Raw genomic sequence first — 17,222 nt, forward strand, 5'->3', positions numbered from 1 at the left:
GTCGGTCGGGCCTACTTCGTCCAGCGTGCGTCGGCTGGCGCTACGTCGCCGCTTGCCTGGCGCGCTTCCTCGACGATGCTCATCAGCGCGCGCAGCGTCTCTTCGACGCCCTCGCGGGTGACGGCCGAAAGCAGGATCGGGGCGCGCCCGGCGGCGCGCTTCAGCGAGGCGACCTTCTTCTTGCGCGTATCGGGATCGAGCGTGTCGATCTGGGCGAGCGCCACGATCTCGGTCTTCTCGGCCAGGCCGTGGCCATAGGCTTCGAGCTCGCCGCGCACGACCTTGTAGGCCTTGCCCGGGTTCTCTTCCTGCGCCGAAACCAGATGCAAGAGCACGCGGGTGCGCTCGACATGGCCGAGGAAGCGGTCGCCGATGCCGACGCCCTCATGGGCGCCCTCGATCAGGCCGGGAATGTCGGCGATGACGAATTCGCGCGCGTCGATGCGGGCGACGCCGAGGCCTGGATGCAGCGTGGTGAACGGATAGTCGGCGATCTTCGGCTTGGCCGCCGTGACCGAGGCGAGGAAGGTCGACTTGCCGGCATTGGGCAGGCCGACCAGGCCGGCGTCGGCAATCAGCTTGAGCCTGAGCCAGATCCACATCTCCTGGCCTTCAAGGCCGGGGTTGGCGCGGCGCGGCGCCTGGTTGGTCGACGTCTTGAAATGCTGGTTGCCGAAGCCGCCATTGCCGCCCTTGGCGAGCAGGAAACGCTGGCCGACCTGGGTCAGGTCGCAGATCAGAGTCTCGTTGTCTTCCTCATAGACCTGCGTGCCGACGGGCACCTTGAGTACGATGTCGGCGCCCTTGGCGCCGGTCATGTTGCGGCCCATGCCATGGATGCCGGTCTGCGCCTTGAAATGCTGCTGGTAGCGATAGTCGATCAGCGTGTTCAGCCCGTCGACCACCTCCAGCCAGACGTCGCCGCCGCGGCCACCGTCACCGCCGTCGGGGCCGCCGAACTCGATGAATTTTTCGCGCCGGAACGACACCGCGCCCGCACCCCCGTTGCCGGAGCGGATGTAAACCTTGGCCTGATCGAGAAATTTCATCGGACTGTTCGTCTTCTGCTGTTATCTGGTTGTTTCAGCGCACCTGCCATAGCGCAAGGCGCGGCGAAGGGCGAGAGCGGATTGGGCGTGGACGCTTTGCCGCGCAATGAGGGGAAGTCGATGAAGCTGGTCACCTACAACACCCAATATGGCGTCGGCCGCGACGGGCGCTACGACCTCGAACGCATCGCCCGCGCCGTCGAAGGCGCCGACATCGTGGCGCTGCAGGAGGTGACCCGCAACTTCATGCGCAACAACATGGCCGACATGGTCGACGGGCTGGCGAAGCTCCTGCCCGACTATTTCCACGTCTACGGCGTCGCCATGGACATCGACTTCGGCATGGTCGGCGACGACGGCAAGCCGGCCAACAAGCGCCTGCAGTTCGGCAACATGGTGCTGTCGCGCTGGCCGATCGTGGCGTCGCGCAACCTGCTTCTGCCGCGCAGCCGGCGGATCAGCCGCGGCAACCTGCAGCGCTCGGCACTCGAGGCGCTCATCATGGCCCCCTCCGGTCCGTTGCGCGTCTATTCGGTACATGTCGACCACGTCAGTCAGGAGGAGCGGCTTCTGCAGATCCGCCACCTCAAGGAGCGGGTCTACGCCTTTGCGATGGAAGGCGGCGCCATCACCGGTGCCGCCGAATACGGCTTCCCCGAGCTCCCCTGCCCCGAGGAATTCGTGCTCATGGGCGACTTCAACATGGTGCCGGGCTCGCCCGAGCACCTCGTCATGACCGGCATTCCCGACCCGGTGGAAGGTGCCCAGATCGTCGCCCATCACCCTGTCGACGCCTTTGCGCTGGCGGGCGGCGTTCCGGACGGATCGGTCTCCTGGAGCGACACGAACCATTCGGAAAAGACCCGCCTCATCGACTATGTCTTCGTCCAGGCCGACCTTGCGGCGAAGGTCAAATCCGTCCGCATCGACACCGATGCGGACGGCTCCGACCACCAGCCCGTATGGGTCGAGCTCGCCTGAACGAACGTCACCTTAGAAGCGCGCCCACGACCTGAGGCTCGCCCAGGTCTTGCGGTCGAGGCGATAGCGCTCGACCGGCACCTGGCCGGCGACGATCGAATTCAGCATGCCCTGGCCGGCATACTGGAATCCGCACTTGTGGATGACCCGCCGCGAAGCCGGATTGATGACCCGGCACGAGACGTTGAGCACATTGGCGTCGGTCGCCCGGAAAGCGAGATCGACCAGCGCATGCGCAGCCTCGGTGGCATAGCCGCGCTTCCAGTAGGGCTCGCCGATCCAGTAGCCGAGTTCGAGGCCGCGGTCGGTGGCGTTGAGGCCGGCCGAGCCGACGAAGGCGCCGCTGTCGGCAAGGGTGATTGCATAGACGCCGCCGCCACCACGCTTGGCCCGCGCCATCGACAGGAACGCACGCGCCTCGGCCTCGCCATAGGGGTGCGGCATGCGCGACAGCATTTCAGCGACGTGGCGGTTGTCGGCGAGCTGCACCAGTTCGGGGATGTCGTCCTCGTGCGGCGGGCGCAGGACGAGCCGCTCCGTCAGCAATATGGGGCAGTCTATCGACAGCCTTTCGTCTTCGAAATCTTCCTTCTCGGCAACCATTTCAGTCCTCCAGGCAAAAGAAAAAGGGGAGATGGCGACCCATCTCCCCTGATCCTTTTCCTGGCTTGGCCAGACACCGGTTCCCGAGATGGGGCGCCGGTGTTGTAGTGCGGAACCGGCTACTCCGCGGCCTTGAGAATCGGATTCACCGATACGTAGGTTCGGCCATTGGCTTTTTTCTTGAAGGTCACGGCGCCGGCTTCGAGCGCAAAAAGCGTATGATCCTTGCCCATGCCGACGTTGACGCCGGGATGCCAGGTGGTGCCGCGTTGACGGACGATGATGTTGCCCGGAATCACGGATTCGCTGCCGAACTTCTTGACGCCAAGGCGCTTCGACTCTGAATCGCGACCGTTGCGCGACGAACCGCCAGCTTTTTTATGTGCCATGGATGTTCTCCTTCAGTCGCTCTGATTACTCTGATTCCGCGACGGCTGCAGCCTTTTTCGGCGCTGCCTTCTTCGCGGGCTTCTCGGCGGCCTCTTCAGCCGCGGCTTCGGCCTTCACCGCCGCCTTCTTCGAAGGCTTGGCACCGCCCGTCAGGATCTCCGCGATCCGGACCGCGGTGTAATGCTGGCGGTTGCCGCGCGCACGGCGCGAGTTCTGGCGACGACGCTTCTTGAAGGCGATGACGGTCGGAGCGCGGCCCTGTTCGACCACTTCCGCCGTGACCACGGCGCCGGCCACGAAGGGCGCGCCGATCTCGGCCTTGTCGCCCTCGCCGACGGCGAGCACTTCGACGAATTCCACGGTCTCGCCGGCGACACCGGCGACCTTCTCGATCTTGATCACATCATTGGCGGCGACGCGGTACTGCTTGCCGCCCGTTTTGATGACTGCGAACATTTTATGCCTTTCGCTGTTCGGTCGGCCTTGTTGGATCACTGGGTGGTCCGGGCCGTCTTTTTGTCAGTCGTTGCGGGTTCAAAAAACAAGCGGCGCAGAGAACCCTCCACGCCGAATGCAGGCGTCCCGTAACCGATGGTTGTCGCGAAGTCAAGGCAAGCGGCGGCAAAACCGCATTCGCTTGCCAGGCCACCCCGGCTGTGGCGCCTCCAGCATGTTCGGTGCCATCCGCATGCGGATGCGCTGATGACGATCGAGCGTGGTCGCCTCACAGCGAGGCGCCAACTAGGTGGAGGCAACAAAACGGCCTCCGCTGCATGACTCTTCGGGGCGGCAAAAGATGCCGCGACGAAACGCAGATTTGGCCTTGTGCGATCGGCGATCAGCCGTTATCTAGTGCGCCGCGCCGGCAAGGCCGACCACGCTGCGGAGAAGTGGCTGAGTGGTTGAAAGCACCGCACTCGAAATGCGGCATACTCGCAAGGGTATCGGGGGTTCGAATCCCTCCTTCTCCGCCATTCCCCTAGAAATCCACGCACCCTGACCCGCAACGGGTCGCGCCTGTCCGCGCCGGCGGCAATCTGGGGCTCGACCGAGCCTCGCCCGGCCGAACCACATGGCGGTTGCTGGATCAAGCTTAGGGATGCTTAGATGCCCAGCAGCTTCTTGGCTTCGTTGAGGGCGGCTTCCGACCCGGCGTGATCGCCGGACTGGTGCAGGGATTCGCCCTGGGCGCGCAACTCCTTGACCTTCGTCATGTCGGCCTCGGAAAGCTTTGCCGACGGCAGCGCTGCGTCGATTGCGGCCATGATGGTCGGACAGGAACTGGCAAAGGCGGTAGCGGGGAAAATTGACAAGGCAAATGCAAGCGTAATTGCACGTAACATGGCCGTTTCCTCCAAGCCGGGCCGCGGCATGCGGCGTTCGACAACCGGCGGTGGCGATGATACACGGGCGCTCGCGCGGCTACAATCGCGCCTCGTGGCCCACCGTCTGCCAGGGACGCGGGCCCCGGACAACGCCTAACTACTTGGCGTAGTCCCTGATGGCGGATGCGCAGGCCTCGAGATAGGCGTAGCCGTATCGCAGGTCAGGCTCCAGATAGGCTCCCTCGCCCCATTCGTTCCAGGCATTGACGAAAACCAGCCTTTCACCGGCGGGGTTCGCAGCTGCGCGACGCATGGCATGGGCGAGCCAGCCCTCGAATAGGTCTGGGGTCGACCCGTCATAGATCTGGGCCGAGGTCGGGCGCCGCGCGCTGTTGTCCCAGGCAGGCATGACGCCCGGATGGATCACCCCAGTCGGCGTCCCCTTGGCAGTCTCCGCCGCCACCACGTCGCCGTAGCTGCGGATGCGGCCGCCTGTCCGGGCAGGCGAAACGGCAAGCTGCCCCTCTATGCTGGGCGTGCTGACGCCATGCGGCGGAAATTCCGACAAGGCATCCAAGCCGTGACCCGCGTGACCGGAGAAATCGAACGCGTTGGTCGCAACCAGATAGATTCCGGAGTAGCCCATCCGCTCCATTTCGGCACGCCATCGCGCCACGGTGCCCCCAAGATCCGGGAACAGCCCGGCGCGGTAGATCGTCAGGACCGGCTTGCCGTCGATCCTGAGATAGCGGGGGTCTCGGAAATATTTGTCCAGGTCGCGGATGACGGCGATGTCGTCTTCCGGCGAATGCCGCTGAGCCATGAGCACGTCCTGCTCGCGTCCCGTCCACCTGCGCGACCAGCTTTCATTGGCCCAGCACAGGCAAAACGGCAGGTCGAGTTCGGCAGACTGGAGGAAATGATCCAGCGGCCTTTCGAGCAGCCGCTTTCCACCGAACCAGTAGAAATGGAAGCAGAAGGCCGAAATGCCGTAGAGCTTGGCGAGTTCCACCTGCCGGCGCATCACCTCCGGCAAGCGCAGGTCATAGTAGCCCAGTTCACCGGGAAGCCGAGGCTGGTAATGCCCCTTGTAGACGGGAAAGGCGCGGGCGACGTTGCGCCATTCGGTGAAGCCTTTGCCCCACCATTCGTCATTCTCCAGGATCGGGTGGAACTGCGGCAGGTAGTAGGCGATCAGCCGAACATCGGTGAGCGGCGGCGGCACCGAGGCTATCGGCACGAAATCCTTCGCCGGATACCTGCCCAGCGCGTTGTCGACGTGCCAATCATGCAGGCCGCGCGTTGCCGCGCGTGCCGACTGCCAGCCGCCCGGGCGCGCAATGCGGCGCAACGCCGCCCACAACCAGCGGGACAGCGAATGTTGCTCGCGCCAGGGTGCGCCGGACTGCGGCTTCATGGCTATTTCCCGATCTGGTCCATCGGGCCGCCGCCCAGTCCGTGCAGGAAGCCGAGCAGTTTCTCGCGGCGCGCGCCGTTGAGCAGCACATGCGGGGACAGAAGCTTCAGCCATGCCTTGTGGCGCTCGGCCGGCACATCGAGCCGCAGATGATGCTTGTTCATGACATAGACCAGGGATCGCCCCATGGCCTCGCCCTTGATCCGGCCCGAACGAGACGACCGCAGGCTCGAATTGCCCTCGGCGTGGTCGACCATGGCGCCAGCGGCGAGGCGCAGTTCGACACCTGCCTCCCGCAGTCTCAGGCTGAGATCGTCATCTTCGTGGAACAGGAAGATCCTCGGGTCGAATCCGCCCACCATCTCGAAATGGTCGCGGCGCATGAAGATGCACGAACCGTGCAACACCGGAATTGTGCAGTCGCCATCCGGCGGAGAGCCGCGCCAGCATTGTGATGCCGGCAGCAGTCGCGACCATTTCCGGAACCTCCGCCGTGAGCCCGAATAGATGCGCGGATTGAAGGCAGCGTTGGGAAATGCCGCCGCGGCTGCGACAAAAGCCTCGATCGCGCCTGGCTCGAAACGCATGTCGGGATTGGCGAACATGAGGAAGGTGGCGTCGCTGGCGGCCGCCCCGATGTTGCAGGCACAGCCATAGCCGACATTCTCACCGATCTCGACGACCTTCGCCCCCGCAGCTCGCGCAACCTCCACGGTGTCGTCCGTGCTCGCATTGTCAGCGACGATGACGCTGACGACGTCAGGAACGCTGTCCAGAAACACCTGCAGCACCGCCCCGCTGTCGTGCGTGACGACGATGATGTCGAGGTCAACTTTCATGGCGGCGTAGATCTCCTTTGCGAAAAGGAGGCGCTTTGAGTCCTCTATCCAAGCCCATTGCCTCGAACCCTCGGCTGTCAGCCAGATTATGTCGAGCCAAACTTGCGCGCTCCTGCCGCATTGCCAAACACCCGTTGCTGTTGGCTTTCTCGATCAGCGTGAGCTGCGGACCCGCCCGGCGTAATCGTCTATGTAATGGTCGACCTGCGTACTCGAACTGACACTCAATTTGGTGATCAGGAATCGATGTAGGATCAGGCCGCATCCAATACTTCCCGGGCTCAGCCATCACGGAACTCTGAAGAAAACGCCTACGCCGTCAATCTCCGTCATATTTACAGCAATCCCCCTCCCTTCAAGAAAGTCATTAACAGCCTTCTTGGCTGCCGGGACTACATTGTAGTCATCAACAATGACCCAGCCGCCTTTGGGAATTCGGTCATAGAGATGAATCAATGGATCCATAGTGGATTCGTACATGTCGCCATCGAGCCTCAGCACTGCAACTTGCTTGCAGGGCAGAGTTGGCATCGTGTCTCGAAACCAGCCTTTGACAAAGACAACCTGCTCATCAAGCAGATCAAATTTTGCAAAATTGGTCTTCACAGCCTCTATTGAGACTGACAATTCAGGATAAGCATGGAACGTTGAGCCGCTATCAGCTGGGTACTTTTCTGGATCAGGCGGTGGAAGCCCCTCAAATGAATCGCAGGCATATACGCGACGGTCCTTGACGCAATATGCCTCCAAAACCGCACGAGCCATAATGCTGGCCCCGCCCCGCCATACCCCGGTCTCTACAAAATCCCCGGGCACCCGTTCTCCGATCACTGATTCCATGAGCTTTCTGACGTTCTCGAGGCGTTTCGATCCGACCATCGTAAACGCCCGTGAAGGCCAGTCCCAACCGTGCGTCCTGAGATTCGCGTCATAGACAGTCGCACCGCTTGAAGGCAACGGAGGGTCCTCGTAAATCGAGCCATCAAGGGTCGCCGCCACGACCTTCAGGTAACGGTCGCGGATTACCTGGATATAGTTACTCATTTGCTTGTCTTTTTGTCGACTTCAACCTGTTCTTTATATGTTTTATCGCACGACTAACTGGATTTTTGCGCTTTGGCCTGAAGTATTGTATAGTGGCTCCGTTGATTACTGACTCCGGCGGAATGCCGCGATGTGTCCAGTCAGTCACGGAAGACCCTTGTTTCGCCCGCAATGTCGCTTCCAAGAAGCGGTGGCCGTATCTTCTATCCGGCTCCAGATGGCAGCCTTCCGCCCATTCGTTCCACGCATTGACAAAGAGGAGTCGCTCTCTGTTGGGATAGTTCTCCACGGTCTTGCGGATCGCCTCGGACAGCCAGAATTCATAATTCTCCGGTGTTCCGTTCAATATTACCGTACCACGGACACCACGGCGCGCCGTATTGTCCCAGGATGGGAAGACCCCCCGAAATCCACTGTTCGCATCGCTGTATTCCCTGGCAAGATACATCTCCGCGATCTCGCTGTAGTCAGGGCAGTAACCCTCGAACGGAGCAAAGAACGACAGTTCGTTCGCCCGATTGGGCGCCCTCATATTGTGTGGGGGGAACTCGACTCCACTGTCGAAACCATATGCCGTATGATCCCAGTTACCGTGAGTGAGCGCACAGGCAACGTGCAGGCGAGGAATCCCGTGAGCGGCGCAGTACTGTCGCCAAATCTCGACGGACCGTTTCGAGTCAGGCAAATGCTGCGGCCGATAGACGATTAACAGCGGGGCTCCGTCGACACGGATGTACCGTGGGTCTTCAAAATACGGCATCAAGCTCTTGATGAACTCCACGTCGTCGGTTGGCCGATACTCCTGCGCGATCAGGATTTCTTGTTCGGCGGCATCCCAGCGACGGGTCCAATTCTCGTTGGCCCAGCACAAGCAGAATGGCATGTTACTTTCTGGATCCAAGAGCATGTCTTCGAGTGGCTTTTCCAGCAAGCGCTTGCCTGAAAACCAATAGTAATAATAGCAGAAGCCATCGATGCCATATGACTTGGCGAGTTCGATTTGATCTCGCCTGGTTTCGCGCACACGCAGGTCGTAGAACCCCATATCGGACGGCAAATGTGGTTGATAGTGCCCGGCAAACTGCGGACCTACCTTGGTTACGTTTGTCCACTCAGTAAAGCCCTTGCCCCACCACAGGTCATTCTCTGGTATTGGATGAAACTGGGTTAAGTAGAAAGCAATCAGCTTAACCCCATTGCGGTTACCTTTGCCCGACACTTGATCAAATCCCAACGTTTATCCAAACACCCTACGAGCCAATCTACCGATATATCCGGGCACCAGATCACTGGAGGCAGCGCCATCCCTTATCGTCGATCTTGTATCTCTGGTATCTTCTATCGGAATCGAAGACATGACTGATCGCCAATACAACTCCACTTTCTTGTCAGGCGGCGAAACATCGAGACGCATAAGGTCGATATTGTTGACTGCACGCTCTCGCGGAACCGATCTGGTCACGACTTGATAGACATGGGAGAAGCGATTGCGCTCCAGCGCCTGCTTGACCTCCTCCGGAAGCCGAGTCCAACGATGCACAAACTCTGTCATCTCAGGAGAACGAACAACAAATTCAGCCTGTTCAATCACGAGTTCCTGAGATCGAATTAGGTTCTGAACGTTCTTGATACCGAAGAAGCGGATGTGCGTCTTGTCCAGAAGCCCCCAAGGCCCATACTGGAAATCCTCATCGAGCAGGCAGGCAGCCACCGCAGAGTGTCCGACATGAGGAATTGAGAGAACCACCGATCCCTCATCGCTGAGCAAAGCCTTCATCCCGCCGAGTACGCTCCAGGGGTCATAGACATGCTCAAGGACGTCCGCAGCGATGACGACGTCGAACTTCCCTTCCAGTTGCTCGATCTGTTGATGCCATGCGGCGTCGTTCAGATCCAACTTGTACACGCTCCGCGCAAAGGGCTTGAGTTTCTCAAGTGCTTCCGGATCGATTTCGAGCGCCACGACATCGCATCCAAGCGTTCCGGAAAGATGCCGCGTAATGGAACCCGGTCCGGCACCAATTTCCAGAACCCTCTTGCCCCGTCCCACCATGCGCAGCACGCGCGCCGGCGCGACGTCGCTATCTAAGTCGATGTCGTATTCATACTTGTGTGTGTTCTCTTGGTCCCGCCTGACCATCTTCATTACCCTCGTTGTAACCCTTCAATTCAACCGATGCGGCCAGCCGCACGCGATTGACGCCAAGAATCGATCCCCCTCACCACTCCTTCGACCCTCTCCCGCCACTCGCCCGCCCGATAGCCGAAGTCGCGATTGAAGGCGTCCGAATTGAGCTCCGAATTTGCCGGCCGCGGCGCCTTCGCTGGCCATTCGTCACTGCCGATCGGCTCGACCTCGGCCCAGGGGCCGCCAATAGCCTTGCTTGTCGCCATCACGTGCCGTGCCAATTCGCACCAGCTCGCGCGCCCTCGCCCCGCGAGATGATAGAGGCCCTGCGGAAAGCCGCCTTCGCGGAGCCGGACCAAGGCCGCCGCAAGCAGGCCGTCGGCGATGTCGTGCGCCTCCGTGGGATTGCCGAACTGGTCGGCCACCACCTGCAGCCTGTCGCGGGTCTGTGCGAGACGCAACATCGTCTTCACGAAATTGTGGCCATACGGGCTCACCACCCATGCCGTCCGAACCACCATGTGATCTGGGTTGCCGGCGCGGACGGCCTCCTCCCCCGCAAGCTTGCTGCGGCCGTAGATCGTTTGCGGATTGGTAGGGTCGGTCTCGACATAAGGCCGCGGTGACCTGCCGTCATAGACGTAATCGGTGGAGACCTGGACGAGAGGGATGCGCCGCAAACGCGCCAGCCGCGCCAATTCGGCGGGCGCCTCGGCATTGATCCTGAACGCACGATCGGGCTCGTCCTCCTGCTGGTCGACCGCCGTGTGTGCCGCGGCATTGATGACGAGGTCGGGCACAACCGCCTGGAGGACCGGCGCGAAGCTTGCCGGGTCTTCGAGATCGAGATCGGGCCGGCCGACACAAATGATCTCGACGCCGGCCGTCGCGGCGCGGGCCGCGAGCGCGCGCGCAAGTTGGCCGGATGTCCCCGTGACGAGCATCTTCACTGGGCGCCGACCAGTCCCTGACGCGCCCCGCCGAAACGCTGCTCGCGGATCGGCCGCCACCACCAGCCGTTTTCGAGATACCAGTCCACCGTGTGGGCGAGACCGGATTCGAAAGTCGCCTGCGGCCGCCAGCCGAGCTCGCGCTCCGACTTGGTGGGATCGATTGCATAGCGCCTGTCATGGCCCGGACGGTCGGTGACGAAGGCAATGAGATCGAGATGGGATTTGCCGTTGCTCCGAGGCCGGCGCGCATCGAGCAGCGCGCAGATGGTCTCCACCACCTCCAGATTGGTGCGTTCCGCACGCCCGCCGATATTGTAGCTTTCGCCGACCCGGCCCTTGGTTATGACGGCCTCGAGCGCCCGTGCATGGTCTTCAACGAACAGCCAGTCGCGCACATTGGCGCCCTTGCCGTAGACGGGCAGCGGCCGTTCGTCGAGAGCATTGGCGATGACCAGAGGGATCAGCTTCTCCGGGAAATGGTAGGGACCGTAGTTGTTGGAGCAATTGGAGAGCACCACCGGCAGGCCGTAGGTCTCGTGCCAGGCGCGGACGAAATGGTCGGAGGCCGCCTTCGACGCCGAATAGGGCGACGACGGCCGATAGGGCGACTCCTCGCTGAACACCCCGGAATCGAACGGCAGGTCGCCGAACACCTCGTCGGTCGAGACATGGTGGAAGCGGAAGGTCTCTCGCCGCGCGGCATCCAGCCCGCGCCAATGATCGAGCGCCGCCGACAGCAGGCTGACCGTGCCCACGACATTGGTGGACACGAACTCCATCGGCCCGTCGATCGACCGGTCGACATGGCTCTCGGCTGCCAGGTGCATGATCCTGTCGACCTTCTCGGCCGCGAGGATATGCCTGATCGCATCGGCGTCGCAGATGTCGGCCCGATGGAAGGCGTAGTTCGGATGACCTTCGATGTCGCGCAGCGAGGCCAGGTTGCCCGCATAGGTCAGCTTGTCGAGATTGACGACCCGGCAGCCGCCGCCGGCAACCAGGTGCCGGCACACGGCCGAACCGATGAAGCCTGCGCCGCCTGTGACGAGAACCGTTTGAACTTCTTGCTTCACGGGTAGACGAATCCGGTTTCGATTTCGGAGAGGCGGGGTGCCGCGCCGTCCTTCGCCGACACGGTCATCTCCGCGGCGGGAACCGGCCAGTCGATCGCAATATCCGGATCATCGAAACGGACCGAGCGGTCGTTCGGCTGCGAATAGGGTGCGGATACCTTGTAGATCACCTCGGTGTCGGGCTCGAGCGTGACGAAGCCGTGGGCAAACCCCTTCGGCACAAGGATCTGGTTCCACTTCTTCTCGGAGAGTGTAACTCCCACCCATCGGCCGAAGCTCGGCGAACCTTTGCGGATGTCCACCGCCACGTCGAAGACGGATCCGCGCAGCACGCGCACCAGCTTGTCCTGCGCGAAGGGCGGCGTCTGGAAGTGCAGTCCGCGCAGCACGCCACGTGGGGCCGAATACGAATGATTGTCCTGCACGAATTCGATTTCAACGCCGGCTTTCGCCAGCTTTTCGGCGTTCCAGGTCTCGGAGAAGAAACCCCGTTCATCCTGGAACTTGGGCGGCACTATTTCGAGGACCCCGTCGAGGCCGAGGCTGCGCACCTCAACCATGCGCGATCTCCCGCACCCGACGCTGGAGGTAGCGCGCGTAGTCCGTCTTGCCCAGCACGGCGGCCCGCTGCATGACCTCCGCCTCGGTCAGCCAGCCGAGCTCGAATCCGATCTCCTCGGGACACATGATCTTGATCCCCTGGCGGTGCTCGATGGTGCGGACGAAGGACGACGCCTCGTGCAGGCTGTCGTGGGTGCCCGTGTCGAGCCACGCATAGCCGCGGCCCAGGCGGACGACGTGCAACTGACCCCTGTCGAGATAGGCGCGGTTGACGTCGGTGATCTCCAGTTCGCCGCGCGCCGACGGCCTGATCGACGAAGCGATGTCGACCACCGAATTGTCGTAGAAATAGAGGCCCGTCACTGCCCAGTTGGAGCGTGGCTCGTCCGGCTTCTCCTCGATGGACAGGGCTTGCCGGGTGGTGCGGTCGAATGCAACCACGCCGTAACGCTGGGGATCGTCGACCTGGTAGGCGAAGACCGAGGCGCCGCGCTCGCGGGCGACTGCCTCGCGGCAGCGCTCCGACAGCCCGTCGCCATAGAAGATGTTGTCGCCCAGGATGAGCGCGACCGAACTGTCGCCGATGAAGTCGCGTCCGATGACGAAGGCTTCGGCAAGGCCGTTGGGTGCCGCTTGTTCGGCATAGGAAAACGCCACGCCGAAGGCCGAACCATCGCCGAGCAGTTGTTTGAACTGCGGCAGGTCGCGTGGCGTCGAGATGATCAATATGTCCCTGATACCCGCCAGCATCAGGACGCCGAGCGGATAGTAGATCATGGGTTTGTCGTAGATAGGCAGTATCTGCTTCGATACCGCCAATGTTGCCGGATAGAGCCGGGTTCCGCTTCCACCGGCCAGGATTATGCCCTTCACCACCGAGTTCCGTATGTCGAGTTGCCGCTGACCCCCGCCCGGCTGAGATTCGCGCGACTGTATGACAAACGCTGAAACGGCGCCATGCATCCTCGCGTGTGCTCGTACAGATTTGATTTCACGTCGTAATATGACGAGAAAGCCAGCTTTGCGGCCTCCGCCGCCCGGATCATTGCACGTTGTGATTGCGGTGTCATGCTGACCTGCGGACGACCTGCCATTTTGGGCGAAGGCGCTCGCGGTGACGGCTCCATCGATCGGGTATCGGGAAGACCCCAGACCTTCGCCCGGCACCCTGTGCTCTCAGGTCACCACGCGACCCGCTGAAGCTGCCGCCGTCGATAACCACCAAGAGGCTTGAGGTGGTCCGGGGTCACCGGAAAGACATTCAAATCCCCAATATATCTCATTGGGACATTTAATTTTGAAATGGCTATGCCGCTCCCTATTTGGCTTGAAGGTCGTTGCCAGGCTCTGGGCCGCCAGCAGGCGGAGCGACCTCGCGGCCGGCATAGCCGGCGTTTGTGCAGCCGCCGTCGTGGCAAGCGTCGACGGCGGCAGCTGGAGTCAGGAAGGACAAAGATGCCTAAGACACTATCCACATTCCTTTATGCATTGATCGTCATCCTGACGTGGTTTTCACCGGCATCGGCAGGAGGGGATATGCTCGAGCGCGAACTGTATCAGGCGGCAGAAGAAGGCAACGCCGCTTCCATTCAGCAACTTCTGGCCAAGGGCGCCAAGATCGATGCCAAGGACGACGCAGGCCGCACGGCGCTGCTGATCGCCACCCACGCCAACCAGGTCGAGGCCGCAAAGGTGCTGATCGAGGCCGGGGCCAACGTCAACGCCAAGGACAACATCAACGACAGCCCCTATCTCTATGCAGGCGCGCGGGGCCACCTGGAAATCCTGCGCATGACGCTGGCCGCCGGCGCGGACCTCAAGAGCACTAACCGCTACGGCGGCACGGCGCTCATTCCTGCTTCCGAGCGGGGACATGTCGAGACCGTGCAGACGCTGATCGAGGCGGGGGTCGACGTCGACCACATCAACAACCTCAACTGGACGGCCCTGATGGAAGCGATCGTGCTGTCCGACGGCGGCCCGCGCCACGTTGCGATCGTCAAGCTGCTGATCGACGCCGGCGCCGACGTCAACATTCCCGACGGCGACGGCCTCACGCCGCTTCAGAATGCCCGCGACCGCGGCTATTCGGAGATCGAGAAGCTGCTGGTCGCCGCCGGCGCGCGCTGAGGAGGGTTGCAATGAACAAGACGGAGCGCTTTCTCTGCGAGGCGGTCGAACTCGCGCGCGCAAACATAGCCAGGGGCGACCGTCCGTTCGGGGCCGTTGTCGTCAAGGACGGCGAGGTCATCGCCAGCGGCGTCAACGAGGTGCTTTCGACCAACGACCCGACCGCCCACGCCGAGATGTCGGCGGTGCGGGCGGCAGGCCAGACGCTGGGCTCGCCGCGGCTCGACGGCTGCGCGGTCTATGCCAGCGGCAATCCCTGTCCGATGTGCATGGCCGCGATGCGCATGGCCGGCATCACCGAAGTGGCCTATGCCTACTCGAACGACGACGGCGAACCATACGGCCTGTCCACCGCCGCCATCTATGCCGATCTGGCAAGACCTGAAGCCGAGCAGTCGATGAAGATTGCCTATGTCCCCGTGCGGCCGGACGAAGGGTTGCATCTCTACGCCGAATGGAAGGCCGCCTCTTCACGAACCTAGGCATGCAATCTGCGTGATATCCCTCCCGGCAGGCTTCACATGCGCCCCCGTGAGCCGCTAGCCTCCACCGCAGGGAGTGGCGAAGATGTCGAGACCAGCCAAGGGACCGCTTGTCGGCCTGCGCATCGTGGAGTTCGTCGGGCTTGGGCCGGCGCCGTTCGCGGCTATGCAATTCGCCGACATGGGCGCGGATGTCATCCGCATCGCCCGACCGGGCGCCGAGGCAGCTCCGCCCGACCCGATCTGCGGTCGCGGCCGCTCGACGGTGGAAGTCGATCTGAAGAACCCCGACGAAGCGGAAATGGTGCGAAGGCTGATCGATGAAGCCGATGCCCTCATCGAAGGCTTCCGGCCCGGAGTGATGGAGCGGCTCGGCCTCGGGCCGGACGCGCTGCTCGGCCGCAATCCGCGCCTGGTGTATGGGCGCATGACCGGCTGGGGCCAGACCGGCCCGCTCGCCCCCCACGCCGGCCACGACATCAACTACATCGCGATTTCCGGCGCGCTCGCGGCCATCGGCACGGCCGAGCGGCCGCTGCCGCCGCTCAACCTCGTCGGCGACTTCGGCGGAGGCTCGATGTTCCTCATTGCCGGCATGCTGGCAGCACTCTGGTCGGCGCAACGCACCGGCGAAGGCCAGGTCGTCGACTGCGCCATCTGCGACGGGGCAATCCAGCTGATGGCGATGATGCATGACATGGCTGCGGCCGGTTGGTGGCGACCGGGGCGGGCCTCCAACCTTCTGGACGGCGCAGCGCCCCACTACGGAGCCTATGAATGCGCAGACGGCGCCTTCATTGCAGTCGGGCCGATCGAACCGCAGTTCTTCGAGCTGTTTCGCAAGGCAATCGGGCTGGAGGAGGACGCGCACGCCCTGCGCGCCGATCCGCGCAACTGGGCAGCACTCCGGGAGCGGATCGCAGCGCGCATCCGCACCCGGCCGAGAGCCGAGTGGCTGGCCCTGCTCGAACATTCCGACGCCTGCGTCTCGCCGGTGCTCGACATGAAGGAAGCGGCCGAACATCCGCACCTCGCTGCACGGAAGAGCTTCGTCGAACTCGACGGCCTCATGCAACCGGCACCGGCGCCGCGCTTTTCGGCCACGCCGACCGAAGCGCGCGCCCGGCCGCGCACAACAATTGCGCTTGCTGACGCCCTGTCGAAGTGGGGAGGCAGGTCCGCGTGACCATGATTGCGTCTTTTTACCGCCCTGCGGCCACCTTTTGGCGAGCGGTGTAGTCGTTTCCAAACGCATTCCAGAAGATCCGATCTGCCCTGCCTCGGAGATAGTCGAACGGAACCGTGCCTAACTCGAACCGGCTGTCGGCAGAAAGGTCCCTGTTGTCGCCAAGCATGAAATATTGGCCCTCTGGGACTTTTACCGGCGCCGTATCATCCCCTATCGAGTCATCGGAGATGTTCAAGACCTTGTAGGAAACGCCATTGGGCAACGTCTCGCGCTGGCGGACAATCGGCCGATCCAACATCTCGGCGTTCTCGTAGGTCCCGTCGGGCTCGAGGGCGGCGGGTACGTTGTCTATATGCAGAACCCCGTCGATCATCTGAATGGTTTCGCCCGGCAGCCCCACCACCCTCATGATGTAGTCCGCCTCGAGATTGAGCGGAGACCTGAAAATAACGACATCGCCACGTTGCGGCTGCTCGGCCAACCAACGCTCTTCTGCAGGCCAGCTGTCAACCAGCTCGATGAAGAGGCCGTAGCCATAGGCATTTTTTGTCGCAATCAGATAGTCGCCCTGCTCCACATTCGGAGCCATACTCATGGCGGCCATTGACAGTGGCTGAAACAGGAATGTCCGCACCCCAAGGGCAACGCCCAAGCCCACTGCACCAGCCAGCAATAGAACCGACGCGCCATGGGAATACCACTTGTCCGGTATCGAGCGTCCGGCAAATGGCACGACAAGCCCGCTCCAAAGAAGGCCCACAAGGAGAGAAGAGTAGCTCGCCAGAGCTTCGTTCAATCGCGTACCCGGAAACACCGGGAAGCCAATGTACAACAGCACAACGCCCAGCCCGCTGATCAGCAGGAGGCAGGATATGGCCGCCAAGCCGCGCCCTATCCAAAGAAATCCGGCAAATGGGCCGCCAACAAATGAAATCAGTGCAGTTGTCCACACTGATCGCGAAGCAATGCTGTCTGCCATCTATGCGCCCCCAAGGATGACTTGGGCCTAGATAGCAAAAAAAGCGAGGCAAAGCCCCGCTTTTTCTGTCGATGAACTT

General features: G+C 62.2%; 19 protein-coding genes and 1 tRNA gene. 5 read left to right on the top strand and 15 right to left on the bottom strand.

Going from position 1 to position 17,222, the window contains the following annotated elements; all coding sequences use genetic code 11:
- Nucleotides 1-11: 11 nt before the first annotated feature.
- A complete protein-coding gene (gene obgE / locus AmiPiv_RS13740; protein WP_340038025.1) occupies nucleotides 12-1,049 on the bottom strand; it encodes a GTPase ObgE in 1,038 nt (345 codons plus the stop codon).
- Between the two features lie 120 nt (nucleotides 1,050-1,169).
- Between obgE and AmiPiv_RS13745 the strand changes: the two genes are divergently transcribed.
- A complete protein-coding gene (locus AmiPiv_RS13745) occupies nucleotides 1,170-2,030 on the top strand; it encodes an endonuclease/exonuclease/phosphatase family protein (RefSeq protein ID WP_340038026.1) in 861 nt (286 codons plus the stop codon).
- A 12-nt stretch (nucleotides 2,031-2,042) separates the two neighbouring features.
- Here the strand turns inward: AmiPiv_RS13745 and AmiPiv_RS13750 are convergent, their stop codons facing one another.
- From AmiPiv_RS13750 to rplU, 3 genes are all read right to left on the bottom strand, one after another.
- Nucleotides 2,043-2,633, bottom strand: a complete 591-nt coding sequence (locus AmiPiv_RS13750; RefSeq protein WP_340038027.1) for a GNAT family N-acetyltransferase — start codon at nucleotides 2,631-2,633, stop codon at nucleotides 2,043-2,045.
- Nucleotides 2,634-2,752: 119 nt separating this feature from the next.
- A complete protein-coding gene (gene rpmA / locus AmiPiv_RS13755; RefSeq protein WP_340038028.1) occupies nucleotides 2,753-3,022 on the bottom strand; it encodes a 50S ribosomal protein L27 in 270 nt (89 codons plus the stop codon).
- 25 nt (nucleotides 3,023-3,047) lie between these two features.
- Nucleotides 3,048-3,479: a 50S ribosomal protein L21 gene (gene rplU, locus AmiPiv_RS13760; RefSeq protein WP_340038029.1), complete on the bottom strand. Its 432-nt coding sequence runs from the start codon at nucleotides 3,477-3,479 to the stop codon at nucleotides 3,048-3,050.
- A 428-nt stretch (nucleotides 3,480-3,907) separates the two neighbouring features.
- Here rplU and AmiPiv_RS13765 point away from each other — a divergent pair.
- Nucleotides 3,908-3,997, top strand: a tRNA-Ser gene (locus AmiPiv_RS13765).
- 129 nt (nucleotides 3,998-4,126) lie between these two features.
- Here AmiPiv_RS13765 and AmiPiv_RS13770 read toward each other — a convergent pair.
- From AmiPiv_RS13770 to rfbA, 10 genes are all read right to left on the bottom strand, one after another.
- The gene (locus tag AmiPiv_RS13770; protein ID WP_340038030.1) at nucleotides 4,127-4,366 is read right to left on the bottom strand and encodes a hypothetical protein; all 240 of its coding nucleotides are present in this window, start codon (nucleotides 4,364-4,366) and stop codon (nucleotides 4,127-4,129) included.
- 139 nt (nucleotides 4,367-4,505) lie between these two features.
- Nucleotides 4,506-5,765, bottom strand: coding sequence for a glycosyltransferase WbsX family protein (locus AmiPiv_RS13775; RefSeq protein WP_340038031.1), 1,260 nt, complete (start codon nucleotides 5,763-5,765; stop codon nucleotides 4,506-4,508).
- A 2-nt stretch (nucleotides 5,766-5,767) separates the two neighbouring features.
- Nucleotides 5,768-6,604: a glycosyltransferase family 2 protein gene (locus tag AmiPiv_RS13780; protein WP_340038032.1), complete on the bottom strand. Its 837-nt coding sequence runs from the start codon at nucleotides 6,602-6,604 to the stop codon at nucleotides 5,768-5,770.
- 288 nt (nucleotides 6,605-6,892) lie between these two features.
- Nucleotides 6,893-7,648 (bottom strand): TylF/MycF/NovP-related O-methyltransferase, encoded by a 756-nt coding sequence (locus AmiPiv_RS13785; protein ID WP_340038033.1) that lies wholly within the window; start codon nucleotides 7,646-7,648, stop codon nucleotides 6,893-6,895.
- On the bottom strand, nucleotides 7,641-8,882 hold the full coding sequence (locus AmiPiv_RS13790) for a glycosyltransferase WbsX family protein (protein ID WP_340038034.1): 1,242 nt from the start codon (nucleotides 8,880-8,882) through the stop codon (nucleotides 7,641-7,643). The genes AmiPiv_RS13785 and AmiPiv_RS13790 overlap by 8 nt, the downstream gene beginning before the upstream one ends.
- 3 nt (nucleotides 8,883-8,885) lie before the next feature.
- On the bottom strand, nucleotides 8,886-9,794 hold the full coding sequence (locus AmiPiv_RS13795; protein WP_340038035.1) for a class I SAM-dependent methyltransferase: 909 nt from the start codon (nucleotides 9,792-9,794) through the stop codon (nucleotides 8,886-8,888).
- 23 nt (nucleotides 9,795-9,817) lie between these two features.
- On the bottom strand, nucleotides 9,818-10,720 hold the full coding sequence (gene rfbD, locus AmiPiv_RS13800) for a dTDP-4-dehydrorhamnose reductase (RefSeq protein ID WP_340038114.1): 903 nt from the start codon (nucleotides 10,718-10,720) through the stop codon (nucleotides 9,818-9,820).
- A gap of 2 nt (nucleotides 10,721-10,722) precedes the next feature.
- Nucleotides 10,723-11,802 (bottom strand): dTDP-glucose 4,6-dehydratase, encoded by a 1,080-nt coding sequence (gene rfbB, locus AmiPiv_RS13805; protein ID WP_340038036.1) that lies wholly within the window; start codon nucleotides 11,800-11,802, stop codon nucleotides 10,723-10,725.
- Nucleotides 11,799-12,362 carry a dTDP-4-dehydrorhamnose 3,5-epimerase gene (gene rfbC, locus AmiPiv_RS13810; RefSeq protein WP_340038037.1) on the bottom strand — a complete coding sequence of 188 codons (564 nt, stop codon included), beginning with the start codon at nucleotides 12,360-12,362 and terminating at the stop codon, nucleotides 11,799-11,801. The genes rfbB and rfbC overlap by 4 nt, the downstream gene beginning before the upstream one ends.
- Nucleotides 12,355-13,236, bottom strand: a complete 882-nt coding sequence (gene rfbA, locus AmiPiv_RS13815) for a glucose-1-phosphate thymidylyltransferase RfbA (protein WP_340038038.1) — start codon at nucleotides 13,234-13,236, stop codon at nucleotides 12,355-12,357. Before rfbA ends, rfbC begins: the two co-directional genes overlap by 8 nt.
- 663 nt (nucleotides 13,237-13,899) lie before the next feature.
- On the opposite strand from rfbA, the gene AmiPiv_RS13820 reads away from it, so the two are divergent.
- The 3 genes from AmiPiv_RS13820 to AmiPiv_RS13830 all read left to right on the top strand — a co-directional run bounded on the left by AmiPiv_RS13820 (nucleotide 13,900) and on the right by AmiPiv_RS13830 (nucleotide 16,161).
- Nucleotides 13,900-14,493 carry an ankyrin repeat domain-containing protein gene (locus AmiPiv_RS13820; protein WP_340038039.1) on the top strand — a complete coding sequence of 198 codons (594 nt, stop codon included), beginning with the start codon at nucleotides 13,900-13,902 and terminating at the stop codon, nucleotides 14,491-14,493.
- 11 nt (nucleotides 14,494-14,504) lie between these two features.
- Complete coding sequence (locus AmiPiv_RS13825; RefSeq protein WP_340038040.1) at nucleotides 14,505-14,975, top strand: nucleoside deaminase; 471 nt, start codon at nucleotides 14,505-14,507, stop codon at nucleotides 14,973-14,975.
- An 85-nt stretch (nucleotides 14,976-15,060) separates the two neighbouring features.
- Nucleotides 15,061-16,161 (top strand): CaiB/BaiF CoA transferase family protein, encoded by a 1,101-nt coding sequence (locus AmiPiv_RS13830; RefSeq protein ID WP_340038041.1) that lies wholly within the window; start codon nucleotides 15,061-15,063, stop codon nucleotides 16,159-16,161.
- 16 nt (nucleotides 16,162-16,177) lie between these two features.
- Here AmiPiv_RS13830 and lepB read toward each other — a convergent pair whose 3' ends face one another.
- Complete coding sequence (gene lepB, locus AmiPiv_RS13835) at nucleotides 16,178-17,143, bottom strand: signal peptidase I (RefSeq protein ID WP_340038042.1); 966 nt, start codon at nucleotides 17,141-17,143, stop codon at nucleotides 16,178-16,180.
- Nucleotides 17,144-17,222 lie beyond the last annotated feature (79 nt).

The sequence above is a fragment of the Aminobacter sp. Piv2-1 genome, from assembly GCF_037625995.1.
Lineage (GTDB): Bacteria > Pseudomonadota > Alphaproteobacteria > Rhizobiales > Rhizobiaceae > Aminobacter.

Bases quoted from the DNA above. Each gene is read 5' to 3' on its own strand.
- obgE (WP_340038025.1), bottom strand. From the start codon at position 1,049: ATGAAATTTCTCGATCAGGCCAAGGTTTACATCCGCTCCGGCAACGGG.
- AmiPiv_RS13745 (WP_340038026.1), top strand. From the start codon at position 1,170: ATGAAGCTGGTCACCTACAACACCCAATATGGCGTCGGCCGCGACGGG.
- AmiPiv_RS13750 (WP_340038027.1), bottom strand. From the start codon at position 2,633: ATGGTTGCCGAGAAGGAAGATTTCGAAGACGAAAGGCTGTCGATAGAC.
- rpmA (WP_340038028.1), bottom strand. From the start codon at position 3,022: ATGGCACATAAAAAAGCTGGCGGTTCGTCGCGCAACGGTCGCGATTCA.
- rplU (WP_340038029.1), bottom strand. From the start codon at position 3,479: ATGTTCGCAGTCATCAAAACGGGCGGCAAGCAGTACCGCGTCGCCGCC.
- AmiPiv_RS13770 (WP_340038030.1), bottom strand. From the start codon at position 4,366: ATGTTACGTGCAATTACGCTTGCATTTGCCTTGTCAATTTTCCCCGCT.
- AmiPiv_RS13775 (WP_340038031.1), bottom strand. From the start codon at position 5,765: ATGAAGCCGCAGTCCGGCGCACCCTGGCGCGAGCAACATTCGCTGTCC.
- AmiPiv_RS13780 (WP_340038032.1), bottom strand. From the start codon at position 6,604: ATGAAAGTTGACCTCGACATCATCGTCGTCACGCACGACAGCGGGGCG.
- AmiPiv_RS13785 (WP_340038033.1), bottom strand. From the start codon at position 7,648: ATGAGTAACTATATCCAGGTAATCCGCGACCGTTACCTGAAGGTCGTG.
- AmiPiv_RS13795 (WP_340038035.1), bottom strand. From the start codon at position 9,794: ATGAAGATGGTCAGGCGGGACCAAGAGAACACACACAAGTATGAATAC.
- rfbD (WP_340038114.1), bottom strand. From the start codon at position 10,720: ATGCTCGTCACGGGGACATCCGGCCAACTTGCGCGCGCGCTCGCGGCC.
- rfbC (WP_340038037.1), bottom strand. From the start codon at position 12,362: ATGGTTGAGGTGCGCAGCCTCGGCCTCGACGGGGTCCTCGAAATAGTG.
- AmiPiv_RS13820 (WP_340038039.1), top strand. From the start codon at position 13,900: ATGCTCGAGCGCGAACTGTATCAGGCGGCAGAAGAAGGCAACGCCGCT.
- AmiPiv_RS13825 (WP_340038040.1), top strand. From the start codon at position 14,505: ATGAACAAGACGGAGCGCTTTCTCTGCGAGGCGGTCGAACTCGCGCGC.
- AmiPiv_RS13830 (WP_340038041.1), top strand. From the start codon at position 15,061: ATGTCGAGACCAGCCAAGGGACCGCTTGTCGGCCTGCGCATCGTGGAG.
- lepB (WP_340038042.1), bottom strand. From the start codon at position 17,143: ATGGCAGACAGCATTGCTTCGCGATCAGTGTGGACAACTGCACTGATT.